We start from the raw sequence: 24,212 nt of genomic DNA on the forward strand, positions 1-24,212 counted from the left end.
AGGAACCCTAATGAGTTTTCTGTCGACACTCCCCTCCCGCATCGCTGCGGCACGCGCCAAACGAAAAGGACCGCCGCCCTGCAGTTGCGCATTGCCGCCACCACGCAAGAAGGGCGCAAGCGCCGTCGCGCGACTCAGCGGCGCATGGCGTGGCGCGGTGCTGCCGATTGCGGCCATCGCGATCTGGGCCGTCGTATCGGCGTTGCATCTCGTGAAGAGCGGCTTGCTCGTCAGCCCGCTCGCGGTCCTGCAAACCGGCTGGCAGCAAACCTTGAGCGGCGCGTTGTTGCGCGCGCTCTCGGCGTCGCTCGCACGCGAGGCGAGCGGCTTCGTCATCGGCACGGTGGGCGGCCTGCTGCTCGGCAGTCTGCTCGGCTTTTCGCGGATTGCACGCCGGGTGGTCGGACCGAGCTTCGACACGTTCAAGCAGATTTCGCTGTTCGCATGGATACCGCTGATTTCCGTGTGGTTCGGGCTGGGCGATGCGGCCAAGGTGGTGTTCCTGTCGCTGGCCGCGCTGCTGCCGGTGACCGCGCACACCTGCGACGGCATTCATGCGGTGCCGCGCAGCTACATCGAAGTGGCGCGCGCGTTCCGCTATTCCCGCCTGCAGCTGATCACCCATGTGATCTTGCCCGCGGCGCTGCCGTCGATCTTCACCGGCATCTACCTGGCGCTGATCTATTCGTGGCTCGCGACGCTCGGCGCGGAATATCTGCTGGTGTCGGGCAGCGGCATCGGCAATCTGCTGATCGACGGCAGCGAGCAGTTCCGCATGGACCTGGTGCTGTTCGGCATCATCGTGGTGGGCTTGACCGGCTGGGCCCTCAATGCGCTGGCTCGTGCGATCGAACGGGCCGTTTTCGCACGCCGTCCGGCGCGCGCGTCGTAGCCCACGCCCACTTTCACAGGATTGTTTTCATGACCCTCGCGACATCGGAAGGACTCGACATTCGTCACGTGCGCAAGCGCTATGTTCAACAAGACACGGCGCTCGATGTGCTCGACGACATCAGCCTACGCGTGCGCCCCGGCGAATTCGTCAGCGTGCTCGGCGCGAGCGGCTGCGGCAAATCCACTTTGCTGCGGCTGATCGCGGGGCTCGACACCGACTATAGCGGCGAGATTCTCGTCGCCGGCGAGCAGGTGCGCGACACCTCCTTGCAACGCGGCATCGTGTTTCAGGACCATCGGCTGTTCCCGTGGCTCACCGCGTCGCAGAACATTCTGGCGGCGCTGCGCAACGCGCCGCTCACGACGAAACAGAAACGAGATGCCGTTGCCGAACACATCGCCCTCGTCGGCCTTACGGGCTTCGAAAACGCGTACCCGAATCAGTTATCGGGCGGCATGGCGCAGCGCGTGGCGATAGCGCGCGGGCTGGTCAACCGGCCGCGCGTGCTGTTGCTCGACGAACCGTTCGGCGCGCTCGACGCACTGACCCGCGGCCGCCTGCAAAACGAATTGCAGCGCATCTGGGAACAGGAGCGCATCACGATGATTCTCGTCACTCACGACGTGGACGAGGCCGTTTATCTCGGCGATCGCGTCGTGACGATGGCGCCACGTCCAGGCCGCATCAAAAAGATCGTCGACGTCGCGTTGCCCCGCCCGCGCGATCGGGCCGATGTGCGCTTTATCCGTCTGCGCGACGAGATCGTGGCCGACTTCGGTGAGCCTGGCGAAACGCGTCACGACTCGAACAGTTCGCACGATGGACACGACGGGTTGCCGTCTGCGCCGGTCGTGCATCCACCGATCACCGAGTGGCGTCTCGCGTGGTGACGCGCGGCGCAAAACCAGAAACCAGCGTGAAAACAGCGTAAAAACAGCGACATTCGACGGAGCAAACGATGAGCGAGAGTAAACGGCAGATCAGGCTAGGCGCCTTTCTGATGGAGACCGGCCACCATATCGCCGCATGGCGGCACCCCGACACGCACGCGAGCGGCGGACTCGACTTCCAGCACTACGCACAACTCGCGCAGATCGCGGAGCGCGCGAAATTCGACGCGATCTTCTTCGCCGACAGCGTCAGCGTGCGGGACACCAACCTGCCCTCGCTATCGCGTACCGCGCGCGCCGATCACTTCGAACCGTTGACGCTGCTGTCGGCGCTATCGGTGGTCACGCAAAACATCGGGCTGATCGCGACGGTGTCGACCACGTTCAACGAGCCCTACAATCTGGCGCGCAAATTTGCATCGCTCGATCATCTGAGTGGGGGCCGCTCGGGCTGGAATCTCGTAACGTCGAGCACGGAATCCGAGGCGCTGAACTTCAGCTTCGAGCGGCATCCGGAGCACAGCGAACGCTATGAGCGCGCGAAAGAGTTCTACGACGTGGTCGCCGGACTCTGGGATAGCTGGGAAGACGACGCGTTCCTGCGCGACAAGGAAAGCGGCGTGTACTTCGATCAGGACAAGCTGCACGTGCTCAACCATCGCGGCAAGCACTTCCAGGTGCGCGGGCCGTTGAACGTCGCGCGCTCGCCGCAAGGCTGGCCGGTCGTGGTGCAGGCCGGCGCGTCGGAGGCCGGCAAGGAACTCGCCGCGCAGACCGCTGAAGTCATCTTCGTCGCGCATCAAACGCTGGAAGAAGCGCAGACGTTCTACCGCGATATCAAGAGCCGGCTCGCGCGTTATGGCCGCCAGCCGGAGCACCTGAAGATCATGCCGGGCATTTTTCCGGTGATCGGCCGCACCGAGGAGGAAGCGCGCGAGAAATTCGACGCGCTGCAGGATCTGATTCATCCGACCGTGGGTTTGTCGTTGCTCACCAACATGTCGGGGGGCGTCGACCTGTCGCAATACCCTGTGGACGGACCGTTCCCCGAGCTGCCGGAAACCAATGGCGGCAAGAGCCGGCAACGTCTGCTGCTCGATCTCGCGCGGCGCGAGAATCTGACGATCCGCGATCTGTATCTGCGTATCGCGGGGGCGCGCGGACATCAGCAGGTGATCGGCACGCCAAAGAGTATCGCGGATCAGTTGCAGCAATGGTTCGAGGAAGAAGGCGCGGACGGCTTCAACATCATGTCGCCGTGGCTGCCTGGCGGGCTGAGCGAATTCGCCGATCTGGTCGTGCCGGAATTGCAGCGGCGTGGACTGTTCCGAAGCGAGTACGAAGGACGCACGCTGCGTGAAAATCTTGGACTGCCGCGACCGGTGAATCGCCATGTTCTGGTGAAAGAGGAACGGCAAGCGGTGGCGGCACGCTAGTGCGCATGGGCTCGGCGTAGTCCTACCTGGCAGGCACAGCGCGGCTACAGCGACGCCTGCCAGGACGACTATCAGCAGCGTGCCCAAGATGATGCCGGCGAGCGAGGCAGCCAGAGCATGTCGGGGTATGCCGCCGCTGCCGTCGCGCACCGTGATGCCGTATTCGAATCTGGCCGATCAACAGGCGCGCCGTTCGCTGCGCACGCTTTCGGCGGCGATCCGATCGACAGCGGGCTGACCGGTGCTTCGCCGTAATGGCCCGCCGCCATGTGCGCGCGGGCAAGTTGAAAATGCATGCAGCCTTCAATGCCGCCGCATCACGCGCGAACACGCGACACGACAACATCTATCGCCTCGCCGCGCGCTTAGCGACGCACCTCGGGACTCGCACCGAACGCGCCAGCCAGCAGACGCGTGACACCCCACTGAAAAGCGCCGCACAACACGAGATACACCAGCCCGACGAACAGAAAGATCTGCGCCGGATAGACCATCAACCGGCTATTCACCTGATTGGCGAGAAACGTGAACTCCGGCACGCCGACGATATAGGCAAGCGACGTGTCCTTGATCAACGAGACCCACTGGTTGACGAACGACGGCGTCATCGTGCGGATCGCCTGAGGCAGCAGCACGTGGCGCAGCGCCTCGCCGCGCGTCATGCCGAGCGACAGCGCCGCCTGCCATTGCCCCTCCCCCACCGCGACGATGCCCGCCTGAACCGAATGCGACAGATACGCGCCGCCGATCAACGCCAGTGCGCAGACGACGGTCGCCAGTCCCGGGATATCGATATGCAGCAGCACCGGCATCAGGAAGAACGTCCAGAAGATCAGCATCAGCACCGGAATCGCGCGGAAGAAGCCGACGACGGCGAGCAACAGCACATGCAGTGCGCCCCGCGTCATCACCAGCGCGATGCCGCCCGCCACGCCGAGCAGCGCCGAGAGCACGGCCGAACTGAGCGTCAACGTCACGGTCAGCGCAACCCCGCCGAGCGGACCGTTGGGAAACGCGCCGGTCAGCAGATAGCGCAGGACCGGCAGCCAGTCCGCAGCACTCATGACCGGCCTCCGTGTGAAATCCGCGCGCCGCTCGCGCCCGATGCACCATACGTGCCGCGGCGCTGCCAGATCAGCAACGCGACTTCGATCGCGGCAATCGCCGCGATGTAAAGCACGGTCGCCATACCGAAAGACTGGAACGTCCTGAGCGTCTCCGTCTCGACCTGGCGCGACGAGTAAGACAGTTCGGCGAGACCGATCGCCATCGTCAGCGACGAGTTCTTGATGACATTCATGTATTGCCCTGCAAGCGGCGGCGTCGCGATCCGCACCGCTTGCGGCAGGATCACGTGGCGGAAGGTCGCGAAGCGCGTCAGACCGAGTGCGGCGGCCGCCTGATACTGCCCATCGCCCACGCCGCGCATCCCCGCACGGAATTCCTCGCCAATGAAGGTTGTCGTATAGCACGTGAGGCCGAACCACCCCGCCACGAATTCGAACGTCGGCCAACTCAGCGTGAGCGGTCCCACCGCGGCCACGTGCGGCGTGTTGAGCCAGGTCATCAGAGCGTCCGGCAACAGCACGGCCGCGCCGAAATACCAGAAAAGCAGTTGCACGAGCAACGGCGAGTTGCGGAACACCAGCACGTAGCCGGCTGCCGCGCGGCGCCACGCGGCATGGGAGGCGCTGCGCGCGAGCGCCAGCACAAAACCCAGCAGCGTCGCGCCAATGATCACGAAGACCGACAGCGTCAGCGTCATCGCGAAGCCATGCCATATCCACGCGACATAGCGAGGTTCGAGCCACGCGTTCATCGTCATCATCCTGAAGCTATTGCAGTTGCTGGAAACAAAACAAACCGGCCCGCCGTCACATGGACGGCAGGCCGGTCAGTGAGCGTGAAAAAGGCTCAGCTCTTTTGCGGATCGCCAATCTTGAACAGACGCGGCAGCGGCGCCTTACTGGCCGGACCGAACCACTGGTCGTAGATCTTCGCGGCGTTGCCGTTTGCTTCGAGCCCCGTCAGCGTTTCGTTGACGGCGCCAAGCAGCCGCGCCTCGTTCTTCGGCACGCCGACACCTTCATAGTCGTTCGAAATCGTGAACGGCGGGATCTCGTACTTCTCCTTGTCGGGCACGTTGGCGAGCAAGGCGACCAGCTTCGGGCCGTCCTGCGTGATCGCCTGTACGTTGCCCGCACGCAGCGCGGCGAATGCGAACGGCGTGTCGTCATAAGCGACGATGGTCGCGGACGGGAACTGCGCGCGGACCTGCTGCTCGTTCGTCGTGCCCTTGTCCGCGCCGATCCGCAAGCTGCCCAGTTGCTGCGGCGCTTTCAACACGCCCTTCTTCGCGATGAACTGGGTGCCCGACGCGAAATACGGCGTGCTGAAATCGATTTCCTTTTTGCGCTCGTCGGTGATCGTGAAGTTCGCGAAGACCAGATCGACCTTGTTCGACTTCAGGAAGGCAATCCGGTTGGCGGGATTGGTCGTCTGAATCTCCAGTCTGACGCCGAGCTTCGCTGCGACGGCGCGTGCATAGTCGACATCGAGGCCGACGACCTGATTCGTCTTCGGGTCGACGAAGCCAAAGGGAGGATTGCTGTCGAAGGTCGCAACACGTAATACGCCGGCTTTTTTGATGTCGTCGAGTCGATCGGCATGCGCGACGCCCGACACGGTCAGCAGCAGCCCGAGGACAGCGGCGCTGCGAGTCCAGATTTTCATATGCGAATCCCGTGGTTATCGGTTCAATGCTTTTGTGTTGTTTCGGGCAGCCCCGTGCCCTTGGCGCAGACTGTAGCAGCGCGCCATATCGAACCGAACCAACGATTTGTCAGGTGCTAAGTCGTCGCCGTCATAACGGCGACGTCACGGTTGTGCGCAGCGAGGATTCTCGACGGGCAAAAGCGAAGGCGAAGGCCGCCGTGCGCGGCCGTATCGCCCCCGGGTCCTCCGCTATCTACAGAACCCTGTTCTTGTCGAGCTTCTTACCAGCCGCGGCGTTGTAGCGCTCGACATAGTCGCCAAGCAAGGTCCGAATGGCGTGGCCTATCTTCCGATAGTCGGACTCGTTCAGGTTGGCGAGCGATACCCGCCCGGACGGATGCGCCGTGCCGAAGCCGCGCCCCGGCAACAACACCACGCGCGCTTCCCGCGCGAGCCTGAAAAGCAGCTCGGACGGCTCGGTATTCTTCAGGAGCCAGTCGACGAAATCGCGTCCATACGCCCGTTCGCCGAGGAACTCCAGGTCGAGAATCGTGTAGTAATCGACCTGATTCGTGTCGGTGTCCTCGAATGAAATGCCCACCTCGTCGTATAGCGCACGCTTGCGGCTGCGGATCAGGCGCTTCAACGCGTTCTTGTAGGCGTCCGGTGTGTCCATCAGCGAGAACAGCGAAAACAGCACCATTTGCACCTGCTGCGGCGTCGACAAACCCGCTGTATGGTTCAGCGCGACAGTACGGCTGTCGGCCACGAGACGGTCGATGAACTTGAGCTTGTCCGGCTCGGTCGTGATCGACTCGTAACGCTCGTGCAACTGCTTCTTCGCGTCTTTCGGCAACTCGGCGATCAGCTTGTCGAGCACGTTGTCGCGATGCGTCGCGATCGTCCCCAGACGCCAGCCGGTTGCGCCGAAGTACTTCGAATACGAGTACACGAGGATGGTGTTCTTCGGCGCGAGCGCGAACAGCGACACGAAGTTGTCGGCGAACGTGCCATACACGTCGTCGGTGAGCAGGATCAGGTCGGGCCGCTCTTTCACGATGTCGGCAATGTATTTGAGGCTCTCGTCGCTGATCCGCACGGAAGGCGGGTTGCTCGGATTCACCAGAAAGAACGCCTTCACCTTCGGGTCGCGCAGCTTGTCGAGTTCTTCGTTGGAGTATTGCCAGTTGTTCTCGACGCCGGCATTAAGATTGACGACGTTCAGTTGATAGTCGTTCAGACGCGGAATCTCGATGTAGGGCGTGAAGATCGGCATGCCGAGTGCGATCGTGTCGCCTGGTTTGATCAGGTGATTCTCGCGCATCGTGTTGAAGATGTACGTCATCGCGGCCGTCCCGCCTTCCACCGCGAAGATGTCGAACTCGCCGATGAATGGATGATCGCCGATCATCTCGCGGCGCAGATACTGTCCGACGATCAGTTCGGACAGCTTGAGCATGCGGTCGGGCACCGGATAGTTCGATGCGAGGATCCCCTCGCACATTTCATACAGGAAGTCGCCGGCCGAGTACCCCAGCTGATCGCGCACATACGACACCGCACCGCGCAGGAAGTCGATACCCGCGACGCCCTTGTTCTCGCGCAGAAACAGATCGAAGCGTTCCGTCAGGCCTTCGCGCTTCGGAAACCCGCCGATGCCTTCCGGCATATACGCAAACGAACGCTCCGATTCGCGCATCGCAAAGAGGCCGAGTTGCCAGAAGCCGTGGCGCGGAATGGTCGCGAGAAAGTTCGGATTGCCGCGCCCGGCGTTGAGCATCGACAGGTTCGCCCCTCGCTCGACCGCGCCGCCACCCGCCGCCTTGATCAATTCGTCTTTCAGTTCGAACGGACTGAGTGCGGCCAGTTTCGCCGCCTTGCCGGCATCCTGCTTGTCCCGCTTGCTCATTTGTGCTCTCCAGAATGAAGTCGCCCGGATCGACGTCGCCCCTTGCCACGCCCCAGGCTCAAGCCAGAATCATGATGATGATCATCCCCCAGATCGTCAGGAGCGTATTGCCCACCGCGTAGGTCACGGTGTAGCCCAATCCCGGGATCTGGCTTTTCGCCGCGTCGCAGATCATCCCCAGCGCCGCGGTCGTGGTTCTTGCGCCGGCACACACGCCAAGCAGAATGGCCGGATGAAAATGAAACACATAGCGCGCGATGAACATGCCGAGGATCAGCGGCACGGTGGTCGCAAAGATCCCCCACAGGAACAGCCCCACGCCGAGGCTCTGCAGTCCGGAAACGAACCCCGGCCCTGCCGTCAGACCGATCACCGCGATGAACACGTTCAGGCCGACCGAGTTCATGAACCAGACGGTGGGCTCGGGAATCCGGCCAAAGGTCGGGTGAATGGCGCGCAGCCAGCCGAACACGAGACCGGCGATCAGTGCGCCGCCGGCCGTCGACAGCGTGAGCGGTATTCCCGCGACATTGATGACGATCGCCCCCACCATTGCGCCGACGGTGATCGCAAGCGACACGAAGGCCACGTCCGTCATGTTGGTCGGCCGGTCCAGCACGCCGAGCACTTTGGCGGCGGCGCTCGTGTCCTGAGTCCGTCCGACGATCGTGAGCGTGTCACCGCGATACAGTTTCGTGTTGGGCAGCACGGGAATCTGCGTTTCCGTGGGCCCCCGCTTGATCTTCCGAAGATAGACGCCGCGCGCGAGCGGCAAGCCGGCAAGCTCCTGCAAGGTCTTGCCGTCCACCGCCTTGCTCGTGACATAGACGTCCACACCTTCCGCCGGTACGGACAGCAGTTCGGCGTCGTCCACTTCCACCGCGCGCCCCGTGCGAACCGGGATCACAGGATCGTCCGCAGCACGCCCGCTCGTGCTGCTGGCCCCGAGCACCGCGACCAGTTGATCGCGAGGCCCCGCTATCGCGACGACGTCGTCCGCCTCCAGAACCAGATCGAGGGTCGCCTCCTGAATCGTGCCGCCGCGCCTGACGCGCTCGATAAACAACCGCGTATTCTCCGGCTGCAGTGCTTCGACCTGACTGACCGTCTGGCCGGATATCCGGCTGTCCGACGCGATCCGGTACGCGCGCAGTTCATAGCGGTGCCAGGCCTGGCCCGCGCCCCCCAGTTCCGTGGTGCCGCCAAGGCTCGCTTCGTATTCCTTGCATGCCGCAACCAGGTCGATGCGCAGAAGCCTGGGCCCAAGTGTCGCGAGGATCAGCGCGGAGCCGACCGTGCCGAAGATGTACGTGATGGCATAGGCGGTCGGCATCGCATCGAGCAGCGTTTTGGCCTGATCGGGCGGCAACGCGAGCCGGTTGATGGCATCCGTCGCGAGCCCCATCGAAGCCGAGATGGTCTGCGATCCGGCGAAGAGTCCGGCCGCGGAACCGATGTCATAACCCGCCATTTTCGCCGCGAGAACCGCCGCGCCTAAAGACAGCAGACATTGCACGACGGAAAACAGCGCCTGCGGCAAGCCGTCCTTGGCGATGCCGCGCACGAACTGCGGCCCGACCCCATACCCCACGGCAAACAGAAACAGCAGGAAGAACACCGATTTGACGTTGGGCGAGACGGTGATATGAAGCTGCCCGATTGCGATCGCAGCCAGCAACGTTGCGGTGACCGCGCCGAGACTGAAACCCTTGAAGCTCTTTCCGCCGACCCAATAGCCGATGCCAAGTGAAAGGAATATCGCGATCTCGGGATAATGTTGTAGGGTTGCAACTATCCATGCCATCGTAGCCCTCGTCTGCGGTTCACCCGTTGACACCGATGGGCATACGGGTGTGTTGTCGATGAATCGTGGCCGCCGCCTTTCGTCCGGAGATGTGCAGTCTCCCGAATCGGTCGCTCTCCGCCGTTACGATGGTTCTTTTCGCGGCCTCGGACAATACGACCTTGGTCCCACAAACCGCGTGAAAGCCGCCCTGACCGTTACTCATTGCTTGAGGATCTTCCAGGGTCCGTTGCCCTGCTTGCAGACAGTCGGCGTCCAGCTTTGGGTCTGGCCTTTGGCCATCGCGACCAGCGTTGCGGTGCGGCAGGTTTTATCGCCCTTCTTCGTCGTGCCGTGCGGCGTTATCGTGCCGGTGATCGAAACGGAGTTGCCGGTGCCGGCATTGCTCCACGCCAACGATTCGTCATCCTTCTTTGTTTCGAGCGCAATTTGCGCCGCATCGTTAAGCGCTTTACGGTCAGCGTCCCTCATATAGCTGACGGGTGTGTCCTTCAGGAAATTCAGGTTCGTGGCATGGCTGAAGCTCGCGCCGGCCAGCAGCGCGGCGCCCACGATCCATTGCGGGAACCGGTGTACGGCCATGCGCACTGGGGCTGGCATAGGTCATCTCCGTCAATAGCCGATGCGGCCACACGCTACGTCGTAGCCCTGGGCGCCGCATCGGGATTATCGGCAACGTTCCGGTTCGCCTGGAACTCGTCGATGAGCTCCGCCACCGAACTGCGTCGGCCGATATGGCCAAAGCGCTCTTCGAGACCTTCCGCGCGCAGGATGTCCCGCACCTCCGCGTGGGCGGCCACCACTTTTATGGCCGTGCCGGAGGCCTGGAGCGCGTCGTGTAACGCCTTGAGCATCCGCGCCCCCGCGAGGTCGACAACCGGCGACGCGGACAGGTCGCAGATCACCAGCCGGACCGGCTCGGGCGCCGCGCGAATCTGCCGCCAGATCGTCTCGCGCACGTGCTCGACATTGAAGTACAGCAGCGATGCCTCGACACGCACCGTCAGTACATGCGCAATCGCTTCGTTCTCGGCGTGCCGCTCGATGTCCGAAAAAAAGCGCGTGCCCGGAATGCGCCCAAGAATCGCCACGTGCGGGTGCGCGGCGCGCCGGATGATCAGCAGCATCGATACCAGCACCGCGACGATGACGCCGTTCAGGATTCCCAACATGAGCACCGCCGCGAACGCGACCATGGAGATCGCGAATTCAAAGCGGCTCACTCGCCAGACATGGCGCAATTCGGGGAGATCGACGAGTCCCTTCACGGCCACCAGCACGATGGCCGCCAGCACGACGTTGGGCAGATTGGCCAGCAACCCGGCCAGGAACATCAGGCACAGTCCGATCGCAATCGACGCGAATACGAGTGCAAGCGGGGTCTTCGCCCCGGCCTTGTCGTTCACCGACGATTGGGAAAGTCCGCCTGCGACCGGGTAGGACTGGAACAGTCCCGCAGCCAGATTCGCCGCACCCAGACCGAGCAGTTCCTGGCGGGCGTCGATTTCGTAGCCGTTTTGCTGGGCGAGCGCGCGCGCCGCCGAGACGCTCTCGACATACGCCAGCAGCAGACACGCAAAGGCGAGCGGGATCACACCATCGACATCGCGCAACCGCAGCCCCGGCAGGTGGAACTCGGGCAAGCCTTGCGGCAGCGCGCCCACGACCTTGAATCCGGCGCCCGCCAGCGGCGTGATGGACAACACGACGATTGAAGCCACGACGACGACCAGCGCAACCGGGCGCCCCGGCAGGAATTTCTCGCCGAGCAGCAACAAGGCAACGCAGGTGAGCCCAAAGGCGAGCACGGCGAGGTTGGTCTGCGAAAGCTGGCCGCCAAGCACGGTGATCCGCTCGAAGAACGACTCGCCCCCTCCCTTTACTCCGAACAGTTTGGGCAGTTGTGTCATCGCGATGGTGAGCGCCGCCCCTGCCTTGAAGCCGAGCAGGATCGTCTCGCTGATGAAATTGACCAGCGAACTCAGGCGCAGCAGCCAGGCCACCAGACACATGCCGGCGATCAGCACGGCCGTGAGCGCCGCGATCGAAGCCCAGCGCACCGGATCGCCGCCGGCCATCCCTGCGACCGTCACGCCGACCAGCATCGAGATCGCCGAAGTCGGACCGATCGCCAGTTGTCGCGACGAGCCGAACAGCGCGTAGAAAAGGCCGCCGACCAGATACCCGTAGGTCCCATATTCCGGCGGCAAGCCGGCCAGCGACGCATAGGCGAGCGATACCGGAATGCCGTAGGCCGCGAGCGTCACGCCGGCGATCGCGTCGTGCGCGAGCCATCGGGGCTCGTAGCTGCGCAGCCACTGCGCGGGAGGAAACGTTTGGCGCCACCCGTGTGCGGGCGGGTCGGCCGTCACCGGTTCGGTGACGCTGGATTCCCTGGTCAACGTAGCGCCTCGCGTACAGAAGCCGGCTCGATGGAAAGACGGGCGTACTTTAGTCAGGTGCTCGAAGGCATGACGACGTCCGCGCGGCCCGTTCCCTTTCTCAAGCGTAGCCGGTGCGCCGCGCAATCCACATAGGACCTTGGTCCTAGGTGATTTCGTGCACGCATCGGCGCTGTCCGGTTCAGAACGGGTTCGTCGTTCCCAGCGGACTCAGAACGGTTCCTTGATGCGCTGCCACGTGCCGTCCGGGTCGAACACCGTGACAGGCGCCGCATGCTCGCCGCGATTTTTCTGGTAGATCACGCCGTTGTTGTTGACCACGAAAGTCATCACCCCGCTCGTGCCATATCGGGCCGGGTACGCAACCATCGCGAAGCCGGCGATCATGTGCCCGTTGATGACATAGCTAAAGGCCCCGCCCGGGGCGCTCTTGCCTTGCCTCGTCAGGATGCGGAAGTGATAGCCGCGATAAGCGTCACCAGCCTTGTGCCCTTTCAGGTACGCCGAGCTCGCCGCGATCAGCGGTCCGAATGGACTGGCCTCCTCGTCACTGCCCTCGCCCGTGCGCCAGTAGAGGCCATCCTGCTTGCCGGGCGTACTGGCCAGCTTCTGCGCGTACTCGAGCAGGCCATCGTTGTTTCGATCACGCGACGCGTATTCGCGCTGCGCGTCGAGATAGGCGCGCAGCACCGCGATCGCTTCGCGCTCGTTCGCGCCGATGCGGCGGTTCGTGATTTCTTCTTCGCCCTGTTCAGTGGCAAAGCGCCAGGTGCCGTTCTCCTTCACGACGGGAATCGGCATCGGCCAGGCCTCGTCGCCGACCAGCAGAATCCGGCGGTTCGGTCCGGCGTCCTGCAGCACGTGAAAGGCGTCGAGCTCCGCACTCGCCTTGGCCCAGTTCGCGGCGTTCTCCGCCTGATCCGGCGACACCACGAGGCTCTTGTGGGTGTCGCCGAATATCGCCACGAGCGTCGCTTCATCGCGATCCTTCAACGCTGCGGACAGCGCCGCCACGGCCGCCTCTGGTGTGGCAAATGTTCGTTGCGCCGCGCCGAGCGCGCCCAACGGAATCGACAGCGCGACGATCACCGCGCACAACCCGCACCGTGCAACGAGGCGGCGGCGCCAGTCGGCGCGTGGGTTCTTGCCAGTCATGCTGCGGGCAATCATCGTCATCCCCCTAGCGCCGTCCACCACCGCGACCGCCACCACCGCGGCCTGAAAAACTGCCACCGCCGCCGCGACCGCCACCGCCCGACAATCCGCCGCCGGAATGCGCCGCCGCCGGTGCGGTCCGTGCGGGCGTCTGGGAGATCGACTGACGGCTCGCCGCGCCTCTCGAACTATTCGCCTGGGCGTCACGCGCCGAACCGTAGCCGCTGAATGCGTCGCCCCCGGGCGATTGCGAGGCCCGCGCGCCCGAGTCCCGCGCACCGGCTTCGCGGGTGGCCGACTCCCGCGCACCCGCTTCCCGTGTCGCCGGCGTGGCGGGACGCTGAGCGGCCAGGTCCCGCCCGCCGGCCGCCGCATTGCCGCCTCCCGCGCTGCCGCGGGCCGGGGGATCGCCGACTCGCGGCGTGCTCGTGGAGCGGCCCGTCGTACCGCTCACCTGGCCGGGCTTCTTGTCGGATCGCCATGCGGACGATTGCCCTGTCTCCGATCGCGAGCGGTTGACGTCGCCCGTATTGATGTTGCCTCGTTCGACATTGCGTTCCCGGTTGATGTTGATGTTGTTGTTGCCGCCGCCTCCGTAATGCGCTTCATAGTGTCCGCCGTGCCAGACGGCGGCCATCGCCGCGCCCCAGACCAGCCCCGTCGCGAGCGCCGCCCCCGGCGGGTACGGATAGTAGTAGACCGGATAGGGAGCAGGCAGGTAGCCATAGGACGGCGGTGCGCCGCTGACCACGACGGTCGTCGGGTTGTATTGCGGCACGTAGATCACCTGCGGATCGGCCGGGACGATCTTGATCACCTCTTTTTCGACCACCACGACCTGCTTGTCGTCGGACTTGAGCTGGCCCGCCGACTGCGTTTGACGCCGGAAGCGCTGAACCGCCTCGAGCACCGCGCCCTGATCGGTGACGACGGCTTCGCCGAGACCGATCGTCCAGTCGAGATCGGCGCTCATTTTCCTGGCGACTTCGGGGTAATTCAGCAGCGCCTTCACCGGGTCGTGCCAGCTTTCGTTAATCGCGAGCGTCTTGTCGCTCTTTCTCTGTTCGAGGAAGCGATCCGCCTGCACGATCTCCACCGGGTAAGTCGCTGCGGGAAGGATGATGGCGATGAGGTCGTCCGGATATAACGCAATGGGACCCACGAGTTTGTCGAGGGTCGCAGCGGGAATCGCGGCGGGTGCGCCGCCTTCCGCGGCCGGAGCTTGCGCTATCGAGGACGTCGCGCAAAACATGGCGCAGACCGCCAGCATCGCGGCAATCAGCGCATGGTTCGCTACCCGGGCGCGCGTCGAAACGTGAACCATCGCAGCGCGCCGCCAGCGCTCGACCGCCCATGCAAACGGGATGAGCCGTTCAAAAGCACGCGTAATGCGGTCCATTGATACTTCCCCTCACGCTTCGCCATTCGACCCGGACGGCGGTCTTTAAAAAGACAGTTATCCGAAACAACGGAAACGGGACGCGCACCTGGGCGTGCACAGATACAGTTTGGACCGCGGACGTGCCGCATTGCAAATACGACCTTGGTCCGATTGCGCGCCGCATGCCCGCGACGCCATCATGAGAGCGAACCTGCCATTGCTGCACGCACACCACCTCGCGCCCGACTCTGACAGGACCGCAATGATCGGGGCCGGCTAGCACGTCACGATCGCGTTGATGTTCGCGCGAACCGGCAACCGGCGATCTGCATTGGCGTGAGCTCACGCAAGGAGTCACCGTGACAACATGGACAAAGTACTGCCTGATCGCCGCTCTGGCAGGGTCGATGACGCTCGACGGCATGGCGCAGGGCAAACCCATTGCCTATCCCGCCAAGGGACAAAGCCCGCAAAAGCAGCAGCAGGATGACGGCGCATGTTATTCGTGGGCAAAGAGCAATACCGGCGTGGACCCGGCCACGATGGCCAACGCCCCGCCCCCGCCCTCCGGACCCGCCGTGGGCGGCGGTGAGCGCGTTCAGGGCGCCGCGCGTGGCGCAGCCGGAGGCGCGGTGATCGGCGCGATCGCGGGCGACGCGGGTAAAGGCGCGGCGATCGGCGCGACGACCGGAACGGTGGTCGGCGGATCGCGGGCGCGCCAGAACCGGCGTGCGGCCGCGGCCTCGTCGCAATCCCAGACACAGGGTGCCATGGACGCTTTCAATCGCGCCTATGCCGCGTGTATGGAAGGTCGCGGCTACACGATCAAATGAAGCATAGCGGCCAGCCAGGCCGCGAGACAACGCGCACCCAGGCGTTCAAGGAGAGCAGCATGAGAAGCAGCAAAATCATTGTCACGGCCGCGCTCGTGTCTTTCGCGACTGCAGGTTTCGCGCAGACGGAACCGAAAGTGGGCGTCAAGAGCGCCCCCGGCCAGGTCACCGTGACAGGCACGGTGAAGACGACGTCGACGGTGGTGGGTATCGAGCCGGCCACACGAACCGTGTGGCTGAAGAACGCCAAAGGGAAAGTCGTCCAGGTCGTGGTCGGTGAGGAAGCCCGCAACTTCGATCAGTTGAAGGTTGGCGACGTCGTCAACGCGGAGTATTCGGAGGCTATGACGATCACGCTCAAGAAGGGTGGCGCGCCTCTTGGCGCCAGTGAAAATCAGAGCATGGAGCGCACGCCGATGGGCGCCAAACCTGGCGGCACGGCCAGCCGGGAGGTGACGATCCTGGCCAATGTCACCGCCGTCAATCACCAGAGCGGCGTCGTGACGTTGAAGGGTCCGCAAGGCAATTCGGTGGATCTCGTCGTGCAGGACCCCGAACAGCTCAAGCTGATCAAAAAAGGCGATCAGATGGAAGTGCTTTACACCGAGGCCGTGGCCATTTCCGTCGAACCTAAGGCCAAATAGCCGCGCAGGTGGCGCAGGGAGAACGCCGGCCCAATCATCGTCCTCGCCGGGGCGTGCGTCGCATGCGTGCCGATCGAGTGCCGCTCGCCCGGCTTGTCTTCGACGGTTGCGCTCGATCGTGCCGTGCCGCACGCAAGGCGAGCGCTCAGCCCGGCCGTTTCGGCGAGATCTGTGTGCATGAGTTCCTTGCGCCGTTCCTCTGGATCCGAACAGACGATGGATGACCTCGCCCAACCCGTCCCGCAATCGCAGCCGCAACCGCCGCCACCGCACCAGCCCGTCCGACCCACCGTCGATCTAGCCCGGATCGTGCTGGCGGTCAGCGCGCTTGTCCTGCTCGTCGGCGGCAGCCTCTACATCGTGCATCCGTTCGTGCCCGCGTTGATCTGGGGCGGCACGATCGTCGTCACGACCTGGCCGCTCATGCTCGCGATCCAGCAGCGGCTCGGCGGCCGACGCGGCCTCGCCGTCGCCGTGATGCTGTTGCTGGAGATCGTGGTGATCTGCATCCCGACCTACGCTGCCGTGTCGACGCTTGCCGATCATTCGACCGAGATCATGAAGTTCGTCGAAGGCCTGCCCAACTATGCGCTGCCCTCGCCCCCTCGCTGGCTCTCCAGCGTGCCGCTGACCGACCGTTTCACGCAGGAATGGCAACGCCTGTCCGATGCGGGACCGGGCGGCATCCTCGCCAAAGTGGAGCCGTACGCCGCCGTCGTCGCGAAATGGCTGCTGGTTCAGATGGGTCTGGTGGGCGCGTTTGCCGTGCACCTGATCCTGATGCTCATCGTGTGCGGACTGCTCTACGGCAAAGGCGAGGCCACGGTCGGCCTCGTGACCGCATTGGCGTTGCGCGTCGCGCCGGGCAACGGCGCCAACATCGTGCACCTGACGGGTCAGTCGATCCGCGCGATCGCACTCGGTGTGGTGGTCACGGCGCTCGTCCAGGCTTCGCTCGGCGCCGCGGGAATCTGGCTGGCGGGCGTTCCATTCGCCGGTGTGCTGAGCGCGTTGATGCTCGTGATGTGCCTCGTACAACTGGGTCCGCTGCTGCCGATGCTAGGCTGCGTGATCTGGCTGTTCATGCATGATTCGCAGTTGAGCGCGATCGTGCTGCTGGTCTGGACCGTCTGCGTCTCGACGCTCGACAACGTCCTGCGGCCGATCCTCATCCGCCGCGCCGTGGCGCTGCCGCTGGTGCTCATTCTCTCGGGCGTGCTGGGCGGGCTGATTGCCATCGGCGCGGTCGGCCTGTTCATTGGCCCGGTCATTCTCGCCGTTACCTACCATCTGCTGCTGGCGTGGATCGACCAGCCGAACCGGGCGGCGGTGCAGGACAATGCGGCTGGTGTCATCCTGCACAGAAGCGATTGACGCGAGACCGCGCGCGGCTGAATCAACGCAGCGGCATCAGCGCTCATGAACATCTCACGGAAAATCAACTGCCGTGAGCCGGATGCGCTCGCCATGCCGTGGCCGTATGGCCCGGCACACTGCCCCGCGAATTCTGGCGTGTCCCATACCGAACGCCAGCAGGATCTGCCTGGGCGACGGGTCGACGCTCCCGAGCACCTCATGCGCGACGGCGGCCTCCAGCGAAAAAGCGCAATAGCCCCAACCGATGCCGTAGGCGGAAAAACATAGCGTATCGTCGCGGTCGAAGAACGGACGGCCGATTCGAATGAACGTCGAGCCTGGCGCATGATCGCTTACGACGATGCTCACGATGCATTCTCCACAGGGTGCGAACGGCGCTCCGTCAAATCAGCAGGCGCCCGGCTTCCTTCAGCATGTCTCGCGCGGGCAGAAGATCACCACGTTTGAAGCGCACCATCGAAAAGGCGCGCATCGCATGGGGACTCGCCGGCAGGTGCACCATCTGGAACTCTACTTCCCGCGCCGGGCGGGTGTCGCCGTCCTTGACGACGACGTTCATACGGTCCAGCAGAAACGTTTTCTGCTGCACGTACACATGTTGCTCCGGCGAGGACAGGACGTTGCACACCATCTCCAGCGCACGCTCCAGGGCCTCGGTTTTCAGGCCCAGATTCGCCAGTGCCCGATCGTTCTCGTCGATCTGCGACTGTAGTCGCGCCACTTCCGCGAAGCTGCGCGATGCGTCGCCTCCCATCAACGAACGCACCCCCGTGCCCTGCCGTTCGAGGATCGTCAGGCGCGTCCTCAGCAGCGCCCGTTCGTGCTCCAGCGAATCGCGCCGCAGCGTGTCCGCCTCGATCGCGCCGAGTCCTTCGAGCGCGAGCTGATCGACGACCCGCAAAATGATTTCCTCCCGCAACGCTGCTTCCGACAGGGCGCACACACGCACCTGGTGGTCGCTGAAGTTGACTGTCGTCTGGGCTACGTCGGTACGTGTCGTGGCGCCATATTGCGCAACGCCGAGAATGTTCCGCTCGTTGAAGGCCATCCCGAGTACGGCGAAGACCTCGGCCGCCGCGGGATGATCGTTGAAGCACTGGCGTAACGGTTCGGCGTGGCTGAAAACCGGCGCGACATCTTCAGCCGTGGCAAAGAACGCATGAATGTACGGGTCCGTCGCCCATGCCGCCGCGCTGGCTTCGCGCGCGGCCGGCGCCTGCGCGACGAGGCCGCGCAGATAGCCGAGCGTGTGCTGCACGGCGGGCGCCATACGCGCCTCGTAATCGCTCGCGAGACGCAATTGCGGGCTGAGCCGGACGATCCGCTCGACGATCTGCTTCGTCTGCTGGGAATCGCCTGCCTCAGACGCGCCGCGCCTGCCCGACCACCACGACAGCAGACCCATGCCCGGCTCCCGGCGGTCTATGATTCGTCGCGCTCCGGAAGCAGCAGCGCCGTGATCGTGCGGCCCTTCCAGAACAGGTTGTGAACGCGCGGCTGCAGGTTTCGCAACCCATCCGCCGTGACGTCGTCGAAAACCACCAGCGCGGCGGGCCTGGAGCCCGCGCCTGGAATACGCCGGATCGTACTGAATTGAGGGAATCCGTACCGTGTCAGGAACTCGCCGATTTCTTCATCGGAGACACTTTCCTCCACGTTGCCAAGCATCAGTTCTGCCATGATGGCTGCTCCTCGACTGTTACCTTGCCGCGGCGCCGCGGCACGATCCCGACGCAAGCCGCGTCACCGAGCCGGACCCGCTTGCAGCGCCGCCGCGATATCGCGGCTGACCGACGCCAGCGCGCGATCGTGAGCCGCCACCATCGGTTCGAAGCCCGGACCGGACACCGCCTCGCGCGCGACGGAGCGGCCCGTGACGGCGCGGCCTTTCGCGGGCGGGCGCACGGCCCACAGCACGTCGACGGTGACGTCCCGCCCCGGCGCGGACTCGAAGCGCATGACGTCGATGCGCACATGCCAGACACCCAGCGGATCGTGCGTCGTGTCGTACACCGAAATCTGCGGTGAATTCAGCAGCACGGCCAGGTCGGCGGCAATCACACGGCCAATGTCGCCGCTCAACGGTTGCGCCCAGCGGGCGAATTCGTTGACCTCGACCGTATTATCGCCGAGTTGCGTCACGATCTGCGGCCGATCCACGATGTCCGGTATTGTGACAGGACCGATCACCACGGCGATCGACCGGGTCGCGCCCGAGCTGGCGAGCGACCGGTCGGGGCTGAGCGTGTAGAAACTGGCCGAGGGCGACTTGCATCCGCCGAGCCCGCCGACGACGAGCGCAATTAACAGGCATGGGAAACATGCCGCCGCGTACCTCATGGTTTGTCCTCCGACTTGCCGCGCACGAGCGCTTCCGGATGCCGCGACAGATAGTCGGCCAGCGTACGCAGCGTCGCGGCGGTGCGGGTCAATTCGTGCATCGCCTCTTCCGTCGATTGCTGCAGCGACGAATCCGGCTGCAGGGCGGTATTCGCGGAGTCGAGCGTGGATTGCGCCGACGCGAGCGTGTCACGAGCCTTCGGCACGACTTCGTTATTGAGCTGCGAGATCATCGTGTTGGTCGAGCGCAGCATCGTGCGCGTGTCGTTGCCGATCGCTTCGAACGGAATATTGTTGAGCTTGGCCAGCAGGCGCGTGACGGAGTCCTGCAGCGACTGAAGCGTACGCGGTATCGCGGGCAATTCCGGCGGCGTCTTGCTCCAGTCTATCGTCGCCTTGGGGGCATCCGGGAAATGATCCAGCGCGACGTAAAGCTGGCCGGTCAGCGGATTGCCGCTTCTGAGCTGGAACCGGAAGCCGTGTTCGACCAGATAGTTCGCAACCCCGCGCGGGTCGTCACTGATCCGTCCTCCGGTGCGGTCGCCCTGGTAGCGCGACGTAAAGCGCTCCGGATAGATCTGTATTTCGACAGGAATGCTGAAGCGATTGTTCGCGGGGTCGAAGCGCGTATAAATGGCCGTCACTTCGCCGATCACGACGCCGCGGAAATCGACCGGCGCGCCAACGGTCAAACCGCGCACCGAGTCTATGAAGTTCACGATGTATTTGTCGACGATCCGGTCGTGCTGTCTCATCGCGTCGGCGCGCGTGGCGTACAGTTCGAACCGTGTGTCGGCCGGGGCGTCGGCCTCTTCCTGCGATCCCGGCGGCGACTCGAAAGCCACGCCGCCGATGATGATGGAGACGATCGACTGCGTTTCGATCCGCACACCGTTGGTATCGAACGCCATGTCGACCCCGCTTGCGTGCCAGAAGCGCGTGTCGGTCTTCACGAAGCGGTCGTAAGGCGCATTGACGAACACCTTCAGCGTGACGCCGCGGCCATCCGGGTCCAACTGGTAGGAGGCAATCTGACCGACGCGAAGTCGGCGGAAATAGACGGGCGTGCCCACATCGAGCGAGCCGAGACCGCTGCCCTTCAACGTGAATTCGCGCCCCGGCACGTCGCTCGCGAATACCGGGGGCTCTTCGAGTCCGGCGAAACTACGCCGCGCTTTCGTCGCATTGCCGACATCGACATCGATATACGATCCGGAGAGCAGCGTGCCGAGCCCCGAGACGGTGCCGCCCGAAATACGCGGGCGCACCACCCAGAACCGCGTGTTGTCGACCATCAGGCTCGCCGCGTCGCGCGCGACCTCCGCCACTGCCACCACGTTCTTGTGATCCGGCGACAGGCTCACCGCGTCGACCACGCCGATATCGACGTCCTTGAACTTGAGTTTCGTCTTCCCTGCTTCAAGACCCTCGCCGGTCTTGAAGCTGATGGATATCTTCTCGCCGCGTTCCAGCACCGCCTTGGTGGCAAGCCATCCGCCGATCAGCACCGCCACGATCGGCACGAGCCACACCAGCTGCATGCGCCAGCGTGAGCGCGGCACCGGCTCCGCCGCGGGCAGATCAGGAACGTCGGACTCGTCATTTGACCCGGCCATGATCCCTCTCCGCTGCATCCCAGATGAGACGTGGATCGAAAGCCATCGATGCGAGCAGTGTCAACACGACGACCGCCCCGAACGCGATCGAGGCCGGGCCCGCCTCGATCGTCGCCAACGCGTGGAATTGCACCAGCGCGACGAGCATCGTGATCACGTAGATATCGAGCATGGACCAGCGCCCGACCAGTTCGATCGCGCGATAGATCCGGGTGCGCTGCACGGGAAGCCATTGCGAGTGAAGCTGGGTCGACACCGCGAGATACGCGAGGCCCAGAATCTTGAGCATCGGCACCACGATGCTCGCGATGAACACCAGCACGGCGAGCGGCCATGATCCGGAGACCCACAGATAGACCACCCCGCTCATGATCGTGTCTTTCTGTGCGCCGAAGAGCGAACTCGTGTTCATCACGGGCAGCACGTTGGCGGGGATATACAGCACCATGGCGGCGGTCAGAAACGCCCAGGTCCGCGACAGACTCGCGGGCTTGCGCCGATGCAAATGCGCTTTGCAGCGTGGACACGCGTGCACACCCGAGCGCGCCGGATCGCGCAACAGGAGCCCGCACTCCTCGCACAGCACGAGCCCATAGGCGGATGCCGTCACCGCGCTGCGCCGCAGCTTCAGAGGCCGCGGCCGCCACGCGCCGTTGCCGTTTTTGCCGGCGCAGATGCGCGACCATATCTCGTGCGGATCGAACGCCGCCGATGCCGCGGCGAGCAGCAGCATCAGCACGACGAACGACCATAAGGCCGTGCCCGGCACCACCTTCGCGATGTGCGCGAGCTTGACGAGCGCGACCAGCAGACCGAGGATCAGCACCTCCGTCATGCCCCACGGCCGCGACAGTTGAAACAGCCGGAATCCCTCGACCGCGCGCCACGGCACGCGCCCGAAATGCAGGGGGACGAGCAGCCACAGCATCGCCAGGGTCTGCAATACCGGCATCAGCATGGTCGTCATGAGGACCAGCACCGCGAGCGGCCAGGTGCCGTGCGTGTAAAGCATGCGGACCGAGCCGGCCAGCGTGGTTTGAACGAGATTGCCGTTGATCGACAAACCGACGATCGGAAAGACGTTCGAGATGACGAGCAGCACGGCCGACGCGAGGGTAAAGGCGAGTGCATATTCGGGGCCGTTCGTGCGGCTCCTGCCGAGCTCGGCCCGGCAGCGGCGGCAACGCAAGGTGCTGCCGGGCGTGAGCGGCGTTCCGAGCTGAAGCAGGTCGCACTCCTCGCAGGCGATGACCTCCCGCTGGTTCGTCTCGCTCATCTCGCCTCCAGAGCGACCGGCAGGTCGCGCGCCGGAGCCGCGCCGCGCGCGACGGGCGCTTCGGCGGGCGCAGGGGCGGCGGGGGCGCTATCCGGCGGCGTGGCCGATGCGGGCTGCGGATACGACAGTTTTTCGGCGGCGAGCACCCAGCCGCCGCCCATCGCCTTATAGAGGTTGACGAACGACGTCAGCTCCGCGCCCTGCGTCTGCGTATAGTTCAGCTGTGCGTTGAACAGGCTTCGCTCGGCGTCGAGCACTTCGATGTAACTCGTATAACCGCCTTCGTAACGCAGACTCGCGAGCCGCGCGTAGGTGCGCAGCGCTTCGACCTGGTTGCCCACCACGGCCAGCTGCTCATGCGTCTTCTGCACGGAGATGAGCGCGTCCTCGACTTCCTGGAACGCCACCTGAATCGACTTCTCGTACGCGAACAGCGCTTCCTGCTGGCGCGCCTCGGCCTGGTGCACCTGGCCCGAGATATTGCCCGCCGTGAAGATCGGCTGCGCCACGCTGCCGGCAAACGACCACACCCGCGCCGGCCCGGTAAAGAGATTCGAGAACTGCGAGCTGACCGTGCCGAACATCCCCGTCAGCGAGATGGACGGAAAGTAAAGCGCCTTGGCCGCGCCGATCAGCGCGTTTTCCGACACCAGGGTCTGCTCGGCCTGCAACAGATCCGGACGGCGTTCGAGCAGGTCGGAGGGCAGTCCGTCCGGAATCGGTGGCGTGCCCAGCGTCGACAGTTCGCGGCCGCGCAGAATCGCGCCCGGATTTTTGCCGATCAGCACGGACAGCGCGTTTTCCTGCTGACCGATCTGCATTTCGATCTGCGGGATGGTGGCTCTCGCCGCCTCGTACTCGGACTGGCTTTGCGCCAGCTCCATTTGCGACACCTCGCCGCCCTTGAAGCGCAACGTGAAGACCCGCACCGACTCGTCGCGGCTTTGCACGGTTTCCTTCGCGATCTCGAGTTGCCGGTCGAGATTGCGCAGGTTGATGTACGCGGAGGCCACGGAGCCGACCAGCGTCAGAATGGTGGCCCGTCGGCCCTCCTCGCTCGCCAGTAGATTGGCGCGGGCCGCCTCGGTCTGCCGGCGAACCTTGCCGAACAGATCGATTTCCCACGCAACCGACACCGTCGCGTCGAACTGGTTGTAGATGGGACTGACACCGTTCGGAATCGGTATGCCGGCCGCCGCCGACGCACGCTGGCGCGACGCATCCGCGCCCGCGCCGATCTGCGGAAAGAGCCCGGAGCGCGTCGTCACGAACTGGCCGCGAAACTCGTCGACCCGGGCCGCGGCGATCTTCACGTCGCGGTTCTCCTGCAGCGCGGTGGCAATCAACTGGTCGAGCACGGGGTCCTGAAACTGCTCCCACCATGCGACGTTGGCAATCTCGGCGGCCTCGCCCTGCGCGAAGCGATACGTCGCAGGCACGTCGACCTTGGGCCGCGCATAGTCGGGGCCGAGCAGGCACCCGCTCAGCGCAAGAAGCGCAGCGCAAGCCGACAAACGCGCGAGTAGCGTCCCGTCCATG

General features: G+C 64.4%; 22 protein-coding genes. 6 read left to right on the forward strand and 16 right to left on the reverse strand.

The window, feature by feature from the left end:
- Positions 1-10 precede the first annotated feature (10 nt).
- From PQQ53_RS10105 to PQQ53_RS10115, 3 genes are all read left to right on the forward strand, one after another.
- Entirely contained in the window at positions 11-892 is an 882-nt protein-coding gene (locus PQQ53_RS10105; RefSeq protein WP_408153012.1) for an ABC transporter permease, read from the forward strand.
- 29 nt (positions 893-921) lie between these two features.
- Positions 922-1,785, forward strand: coding sequence for an ABC transporter ATP-binding protein (locus PQQ53_RS10110; protein ID WP_408323925.1), 864 nt, complete (start codon positions 922-924; stop codon positions 1,783-1,785).
- Between the two features lie 68 nt (positions 1,786-1,853).
- Positions 1,854-3,221 carry an LLM class flavin-dependent oxidoreductase gene (locus PQQ53_RS10115; RefSeq protein WP_408153014.1) on the forward strand — a complete coding sequence of 456 codons (1,368 nt, stop codon included), beginning with the start codon at positions 1,854-1,856 and terminating at the stop codon, positions 3,219-3,221.
- A gap of 365 nt (positions 3,222-3,586) precedes the next feature.
- On the opposite strand, the gene PQQ53_RS10120 is transcribed toward PQQ53_RS10115, so the two are convergent.
- The 9 genes from PQQ53_RS10120 to PQQ53_RS10160 form a co-directional block, all read right to left on the reverse strand.
- On the reverse strand, positions 3,587-4,285 hold the full coding sequence (locus tag PQQ53_RS10120) for an amino acid ABC transporter permease (RefSeq protein WP_408149673.1): 699 nt from the start codon (positions 4,283-4,285) through the stop codon (positions 3,587-3,589).
- Entirely contained in the window at positions 4,282-5,040 is a 759-nt protein-coding gene (locus PQQ53_RS10125) for an amino acid ABC transporter permease (protein ID WP_408323927.1), read from the reverse strand. Before PQQ53_RS10125 ends, PQQ53_RS10120 begins: the two co-directional genes overlap by 4 nt.
- Positions 5,041-5,135: 95 nt before the next feature.
- The gene (locus tag PQQ53_RS10130; RefSeq protein WP_408149669.1) at positions 5,136-5,954 is read right to left on the reverse strand and encodes an ABC transporter substrate-binding protein; all 819 of its coding nucleotides are present in this window, start codon (positions 5,952-5,954) and stop codon (positions 5,136-5,138) included.
- Positions 5,955-6,189: 235 nt separating this feature from the next.
- Positions 6,190-7,845, reverse strand: a complete 1,656-nt coding sequence (locus PQQ53_RS10135) for a bifunctional aspartate transaminase/aspartate 4-decarboxylase (protein ID WP_408149667.1) — start codon at positions 7,843-7,845, stop codon at positions 6,190-6,192.
- A gap of 58 nt (positions 7,846-7,903) precedes the next feature.
- Positions 7,904-9,649: an aspartate-alanine antiporter gene (aspT, locus tag PQQ53_RS10140; RefSeq protein ID WP_408323929.1), complete on the reverse strand. Its 1,746-nt coding sequence runs from the start codon at positions 9,647-9,649 to the stop codon at positions 7,904-7,906.
- Between the two features lie 201 nt (positions 9,650-9,850).
- Positions 9,851-10,201, reverse strand: a complete 351-nt coding sequence (locus PQQ53_RS10145; RefSeq protein WP_408149663.1) for an RT0821/Lpp0805 family surface protein — start codon at positions 10,199-10,201, stop codon at positions 9,851-9,853.
- 83 nt (positions 10,202-10,284) lie between these two features.
- Positions 10,285-12,051 carry a SulP family inorganic anion transporter gene (locus PQQ53_RS10150; RefSeq protein ID WP_408323931.1) on the reverse strand — a complete coding sequence of 589 codons (1,767 nt, stop codon included), beginning with the start codon at positions 12,049-12,051 and terminating at the stop codon, positions 10,285-10,287.
- Between the two features lie 210 nt (positions 12,052-12,261).
- Positions 12,262-13,284, reverse strand: coding sequence for a DUF2950 domain-containing protein (locus PQQ53_RS10155; protein ID WP_408323933.1), 1,023 nt, complete (start codon positions 13,282-13,284; stop codon positions 12,262-12,264).
- Complete coding sequence (locus PQQ53_RS10160) at positions 13,232-14,605, reverse strand: DUF3300 domain-containing protein (protein WP_408323935.1); 1,374 nt, start codon at positions 14,603-14,605, stop codon at positions 13,232-13,234. Before PQQ53_RS10160 ends, PQQ53_RS10155 begins: the two co-directional genes overlap by 53 nt.
- Before the next feature lie 389 nt (positions 14,606-14,994).
- Here PQQ53_RS10160 and PQQ53_RS10165 point away from each other — a divergent pair, with 389 nt between their 5' ends.
- The 3 genes from PQQ53_RS10165 (at position 14,995) to ydiK (ending at position 17,438) form a co-directional block, all read left to right on the forward strand.
- Entirely contained in the window at positions 14,995-15,420 is a 426-nt protein-coding gene (locus PQQ53_RS10165) for a glycine zipper family protein (RefSeq protein ID WP_408142489.1), read from the forward strand.
- 59 nt (positions 15,421-15,479) lie between these two features.
- Entirely contained in the window at positions 15,480-16,064 is a 585-nt protein-coding gene (locus PQQ53_RS10170) for a hypothetical protein (RefSeq protein WP_408142879.1), read from the forward strand.
- 216 nt (positions 16,065-16,280) lie between these two features.
- Positions 16,281-17,438: an AI-2E family transporter YdiK gene (gene ydiK, locus PQQ53_RS10175; protein WP_408153020.1), complete on the forward strand. Its 1,158-nt coding sequence runs from the start codon at positions 16,281-16,283 to the stop codon at positions 17,436-17,438.
- A gap of 54 nt (positions 17,439-17,492) precedes the next feature.
- On the opposite strand, the gene PQQ53_RS10180 is transcribed toward ydiK, so the two are convergent.
- The 7 genes from PQQ53_RS10180 to PQQ53_RS10210 all read right to left on the reverse strand — a co-directional run bounded on the left by PQQ53_RS10180 (position 17,493) and on the right by PQQ53_RS10210 (position 24,211).
- Positions 17,493-17,789, reverse strand: coding sequence for a hypothetical protein (locus PQQ53_RS10180; RefSeq protein WP_408153021.1), 297 nt, complete (start codon positions 17,787-17,789; stop codon positions 17,493-17,495).
- A 34-nt stretch (positions 17,790-17,823) separates the two neighbouring features.
- Complete coding sequence (locus PQQ53_RS10185; protein ID WP_408323937.1) at positions 17,824-18,846, reverse strand: hypothetical protein; 1,023 nt, start codon at positions 18,844-18,846, stop codon at positions 17,824-17,826.
- A gap of 17 nt (positions 18,847-18,863) precedes the next feature.
- Positions 18,864-19,121, reverse strand: coding sequence for an RNA recognition motif domain-containing protein (locus PQQ53_RS10190; RefSeq protein WP_408153023.1), 258 nt, complete (start codon positions 19,119-19,121; stop codon positions 18,864-18,866).
- Between the two features lie 63 nt (positions 19,122-19,184).
- A complete protein-coding gene (locus PQQ53_RS10195) occupies positions 19,185-19,781 on the reverse strand; it encodes a PqiC family protein (RefSeq protein WP_408142498.1) in 597 nt (198 codons plus the stop codon).
- The gene (locus PQQ53_RS10200; protein ID WP_408323938.1) at positions 19,778-21,397 is read right to left on the reverse strand and encodes a PqiB family protein; all 1,620 of its coding nucleotides are present in this window, start codon (positions 21,395-21,397) and stop codon (positions 19,778-19,780) included. The genes PQQ53_RS10195 and PQQ53_RS10200 overlap by 4 nt, the downstream gene beginning before the upstream one ends.
- A complete protein-coding gene (locus PQQ53_RS10205; RefSeq protein WP_408323940.1) occupies positions 21,381-22,673 on the reverse strand; it encodes a paraquat-inducible protein A in 1,293 nt (430 codons plus the stop codon). Before PQQ53_RS10205 ends, PQQ53_RS10200 begins: the two co-directional genes overlap by 17 nt.
- On the reverse strand, positions 22,670-24,211 hold the full coding sequence (locus PQQ53_RS10210; protein WP_408323942.1) for an efflux transporter outer membrane subunit: 1,542 nt from the start codon (positions 24,209-24,211) through the stop codon (positions 22,670-22,672). The genes PQQ53_RS10205 and PQQ53_RS10210 overlap by 4 nt, the downstream gene beginning before the upstream one ends.
- Position 24,212 lies beyond the last annotated feature (1 nt).

The organism is Paraburkholderia strydomiana (assembly GCF_046030495.1).
GTDB lineage: Bacteria > Pseudomonadota > Gammaproteobacteria > Burkholderiales > Burkholderiaceae > Paraburkholderia > Paraburkholderia strydomiana_A.

Excerpts from the sequence above, each read along its gene's own strand:
- aspT (WP_408323929.1), bottom strand. The coding sequence starts at position 9,649 with ATGGCATGGATAGTTGCAACCCTACAACATTATCCCGAGATCGCGATA.
- PQQ53_RS10115 (WP_408153014.1), top strand. The coding sequence starts at position 1,854 with ATGAGCGAGAGTAAACGGCAGATCAGGCTAGGCGCCTTTCTGATGGAG.
- PQQ53_RS10135 (WP_408149667.1), bottom strand. The coding sequence starts at position 7,845 with ATGAGCAAGCGGGACAAGCAGGATGCCGGCAAGGCGGCGAAACTGGCC.
- PQQ53_RS10130 (WP_408149669.1), bottom strand. The coding sequence starts at position 5,954 with ATGAAAATCTGGACTCGCAGCGCCGCTGTCCTCGGGCTGCTGCTGACC.
- PQQ53_RS10195 (WP_408142498.1), bottom strand. The coding sequence starts at position 19,781 with ATGAGGTACGCGGCGGCATGTTTCCCATGCCTGTTAATTGCGCTCGTC.
- PQQ53_RS10110 (WP_408323925.1), top strand. The coding sequence starts at position 922 with ATGACCCTCGCGACATCGGAAGGACTCGACATTCGTCACGTGCGCAAG.
- PQQ53_RS10210 (WP_408323942.1), bottom strand. The coding sequence starts at position 24,211 with ATGGACGGGACGCTACTCGCGCGTTTGTCGGCTTGCGCTGCGCTTCTT.
- PQQ53_RS10170 (WP_408142879.1), top strand. The coding sequence starts at position 15,480 with ATGAGAAGCAGCAAAATCATTGTCACGGCCGCGCTCGTGTCTTTCGCG.
- PQQ53_RS10165 (WP_408142489.1), top strand. The coding sequence starts at position 14,995 with ATGACGCTCGACGGCATGGCGCAGGGCAAACCCATTGCCTATCCCGCC.
- PQQ53_RS10105 (WP_408153012.1), top strand. The coding sequence starts at position 11 with ATGAGTTTTCTGTCGACACTCCCCTCCCGCATCGCTGCGGCACGCGCC.
- PQQ53_RS10120 (WP_408149673.1), bottom strand. The coding sequence starts at position 4,285 with ATGAGTGCTGCGGACTGGCTGCCGGTCCTGCGCTATCTGCTGACCGGC.
- PQQ53_RS10185 (WP_408323937.1), bottom strand. The coding sequence starts at position 18,846 with ATGGGTCTGCTGTCGTGGTGGTCGGGCAGGCGCGGCGCGTCTGAGGCA.
- ydiK (WP_408153020.1), top strand. The coding sequence starts at position 16,281 with ATGGATGACCTCGCCCAACCCGTCCCGCAATCGCAGCCGCAACCGCCG.
- PQQ53_RS10190 (WP_408153023.1), bottom strand. The coding sequence starts at position 19,121 with ATGGCAGAACTGATGCTTGGCAACGTGGAGGAAAGTGTCTCCGATGAA.
- PQQ53_RS10200 (WP_408323938.1), bottom strand. The coding sequence starts at position 21,397 with ATGGCCGGGTCAAATGACGAGTCCGACGTTCCTGATCTGCCCGCGGCG.
- PQQ53_RS10205 (WP_408323940.1), bottom strand. The coding sequence starts at position 22,673 with ATGAGCGAGACGAACCAGCGGGAGGTCATCGCCTGCGAGGAGTGCGAC.
- PQQ53_RS10125 (WP_408323927.1), bottom strand. The coding sequence starts at position 5,040 with ATGAACGCGTGGCTCGAACCTCGCTATGTCGCGTGGATATGGCATGGC.
- PQQ53_RS10160 (WP_408323935.1), bottom strand. The coding sequence starts at position 14,605 with ATGGACCGCATTACGCGTGCTTTTGAACGGCTCATCCCGTTTGCATGG.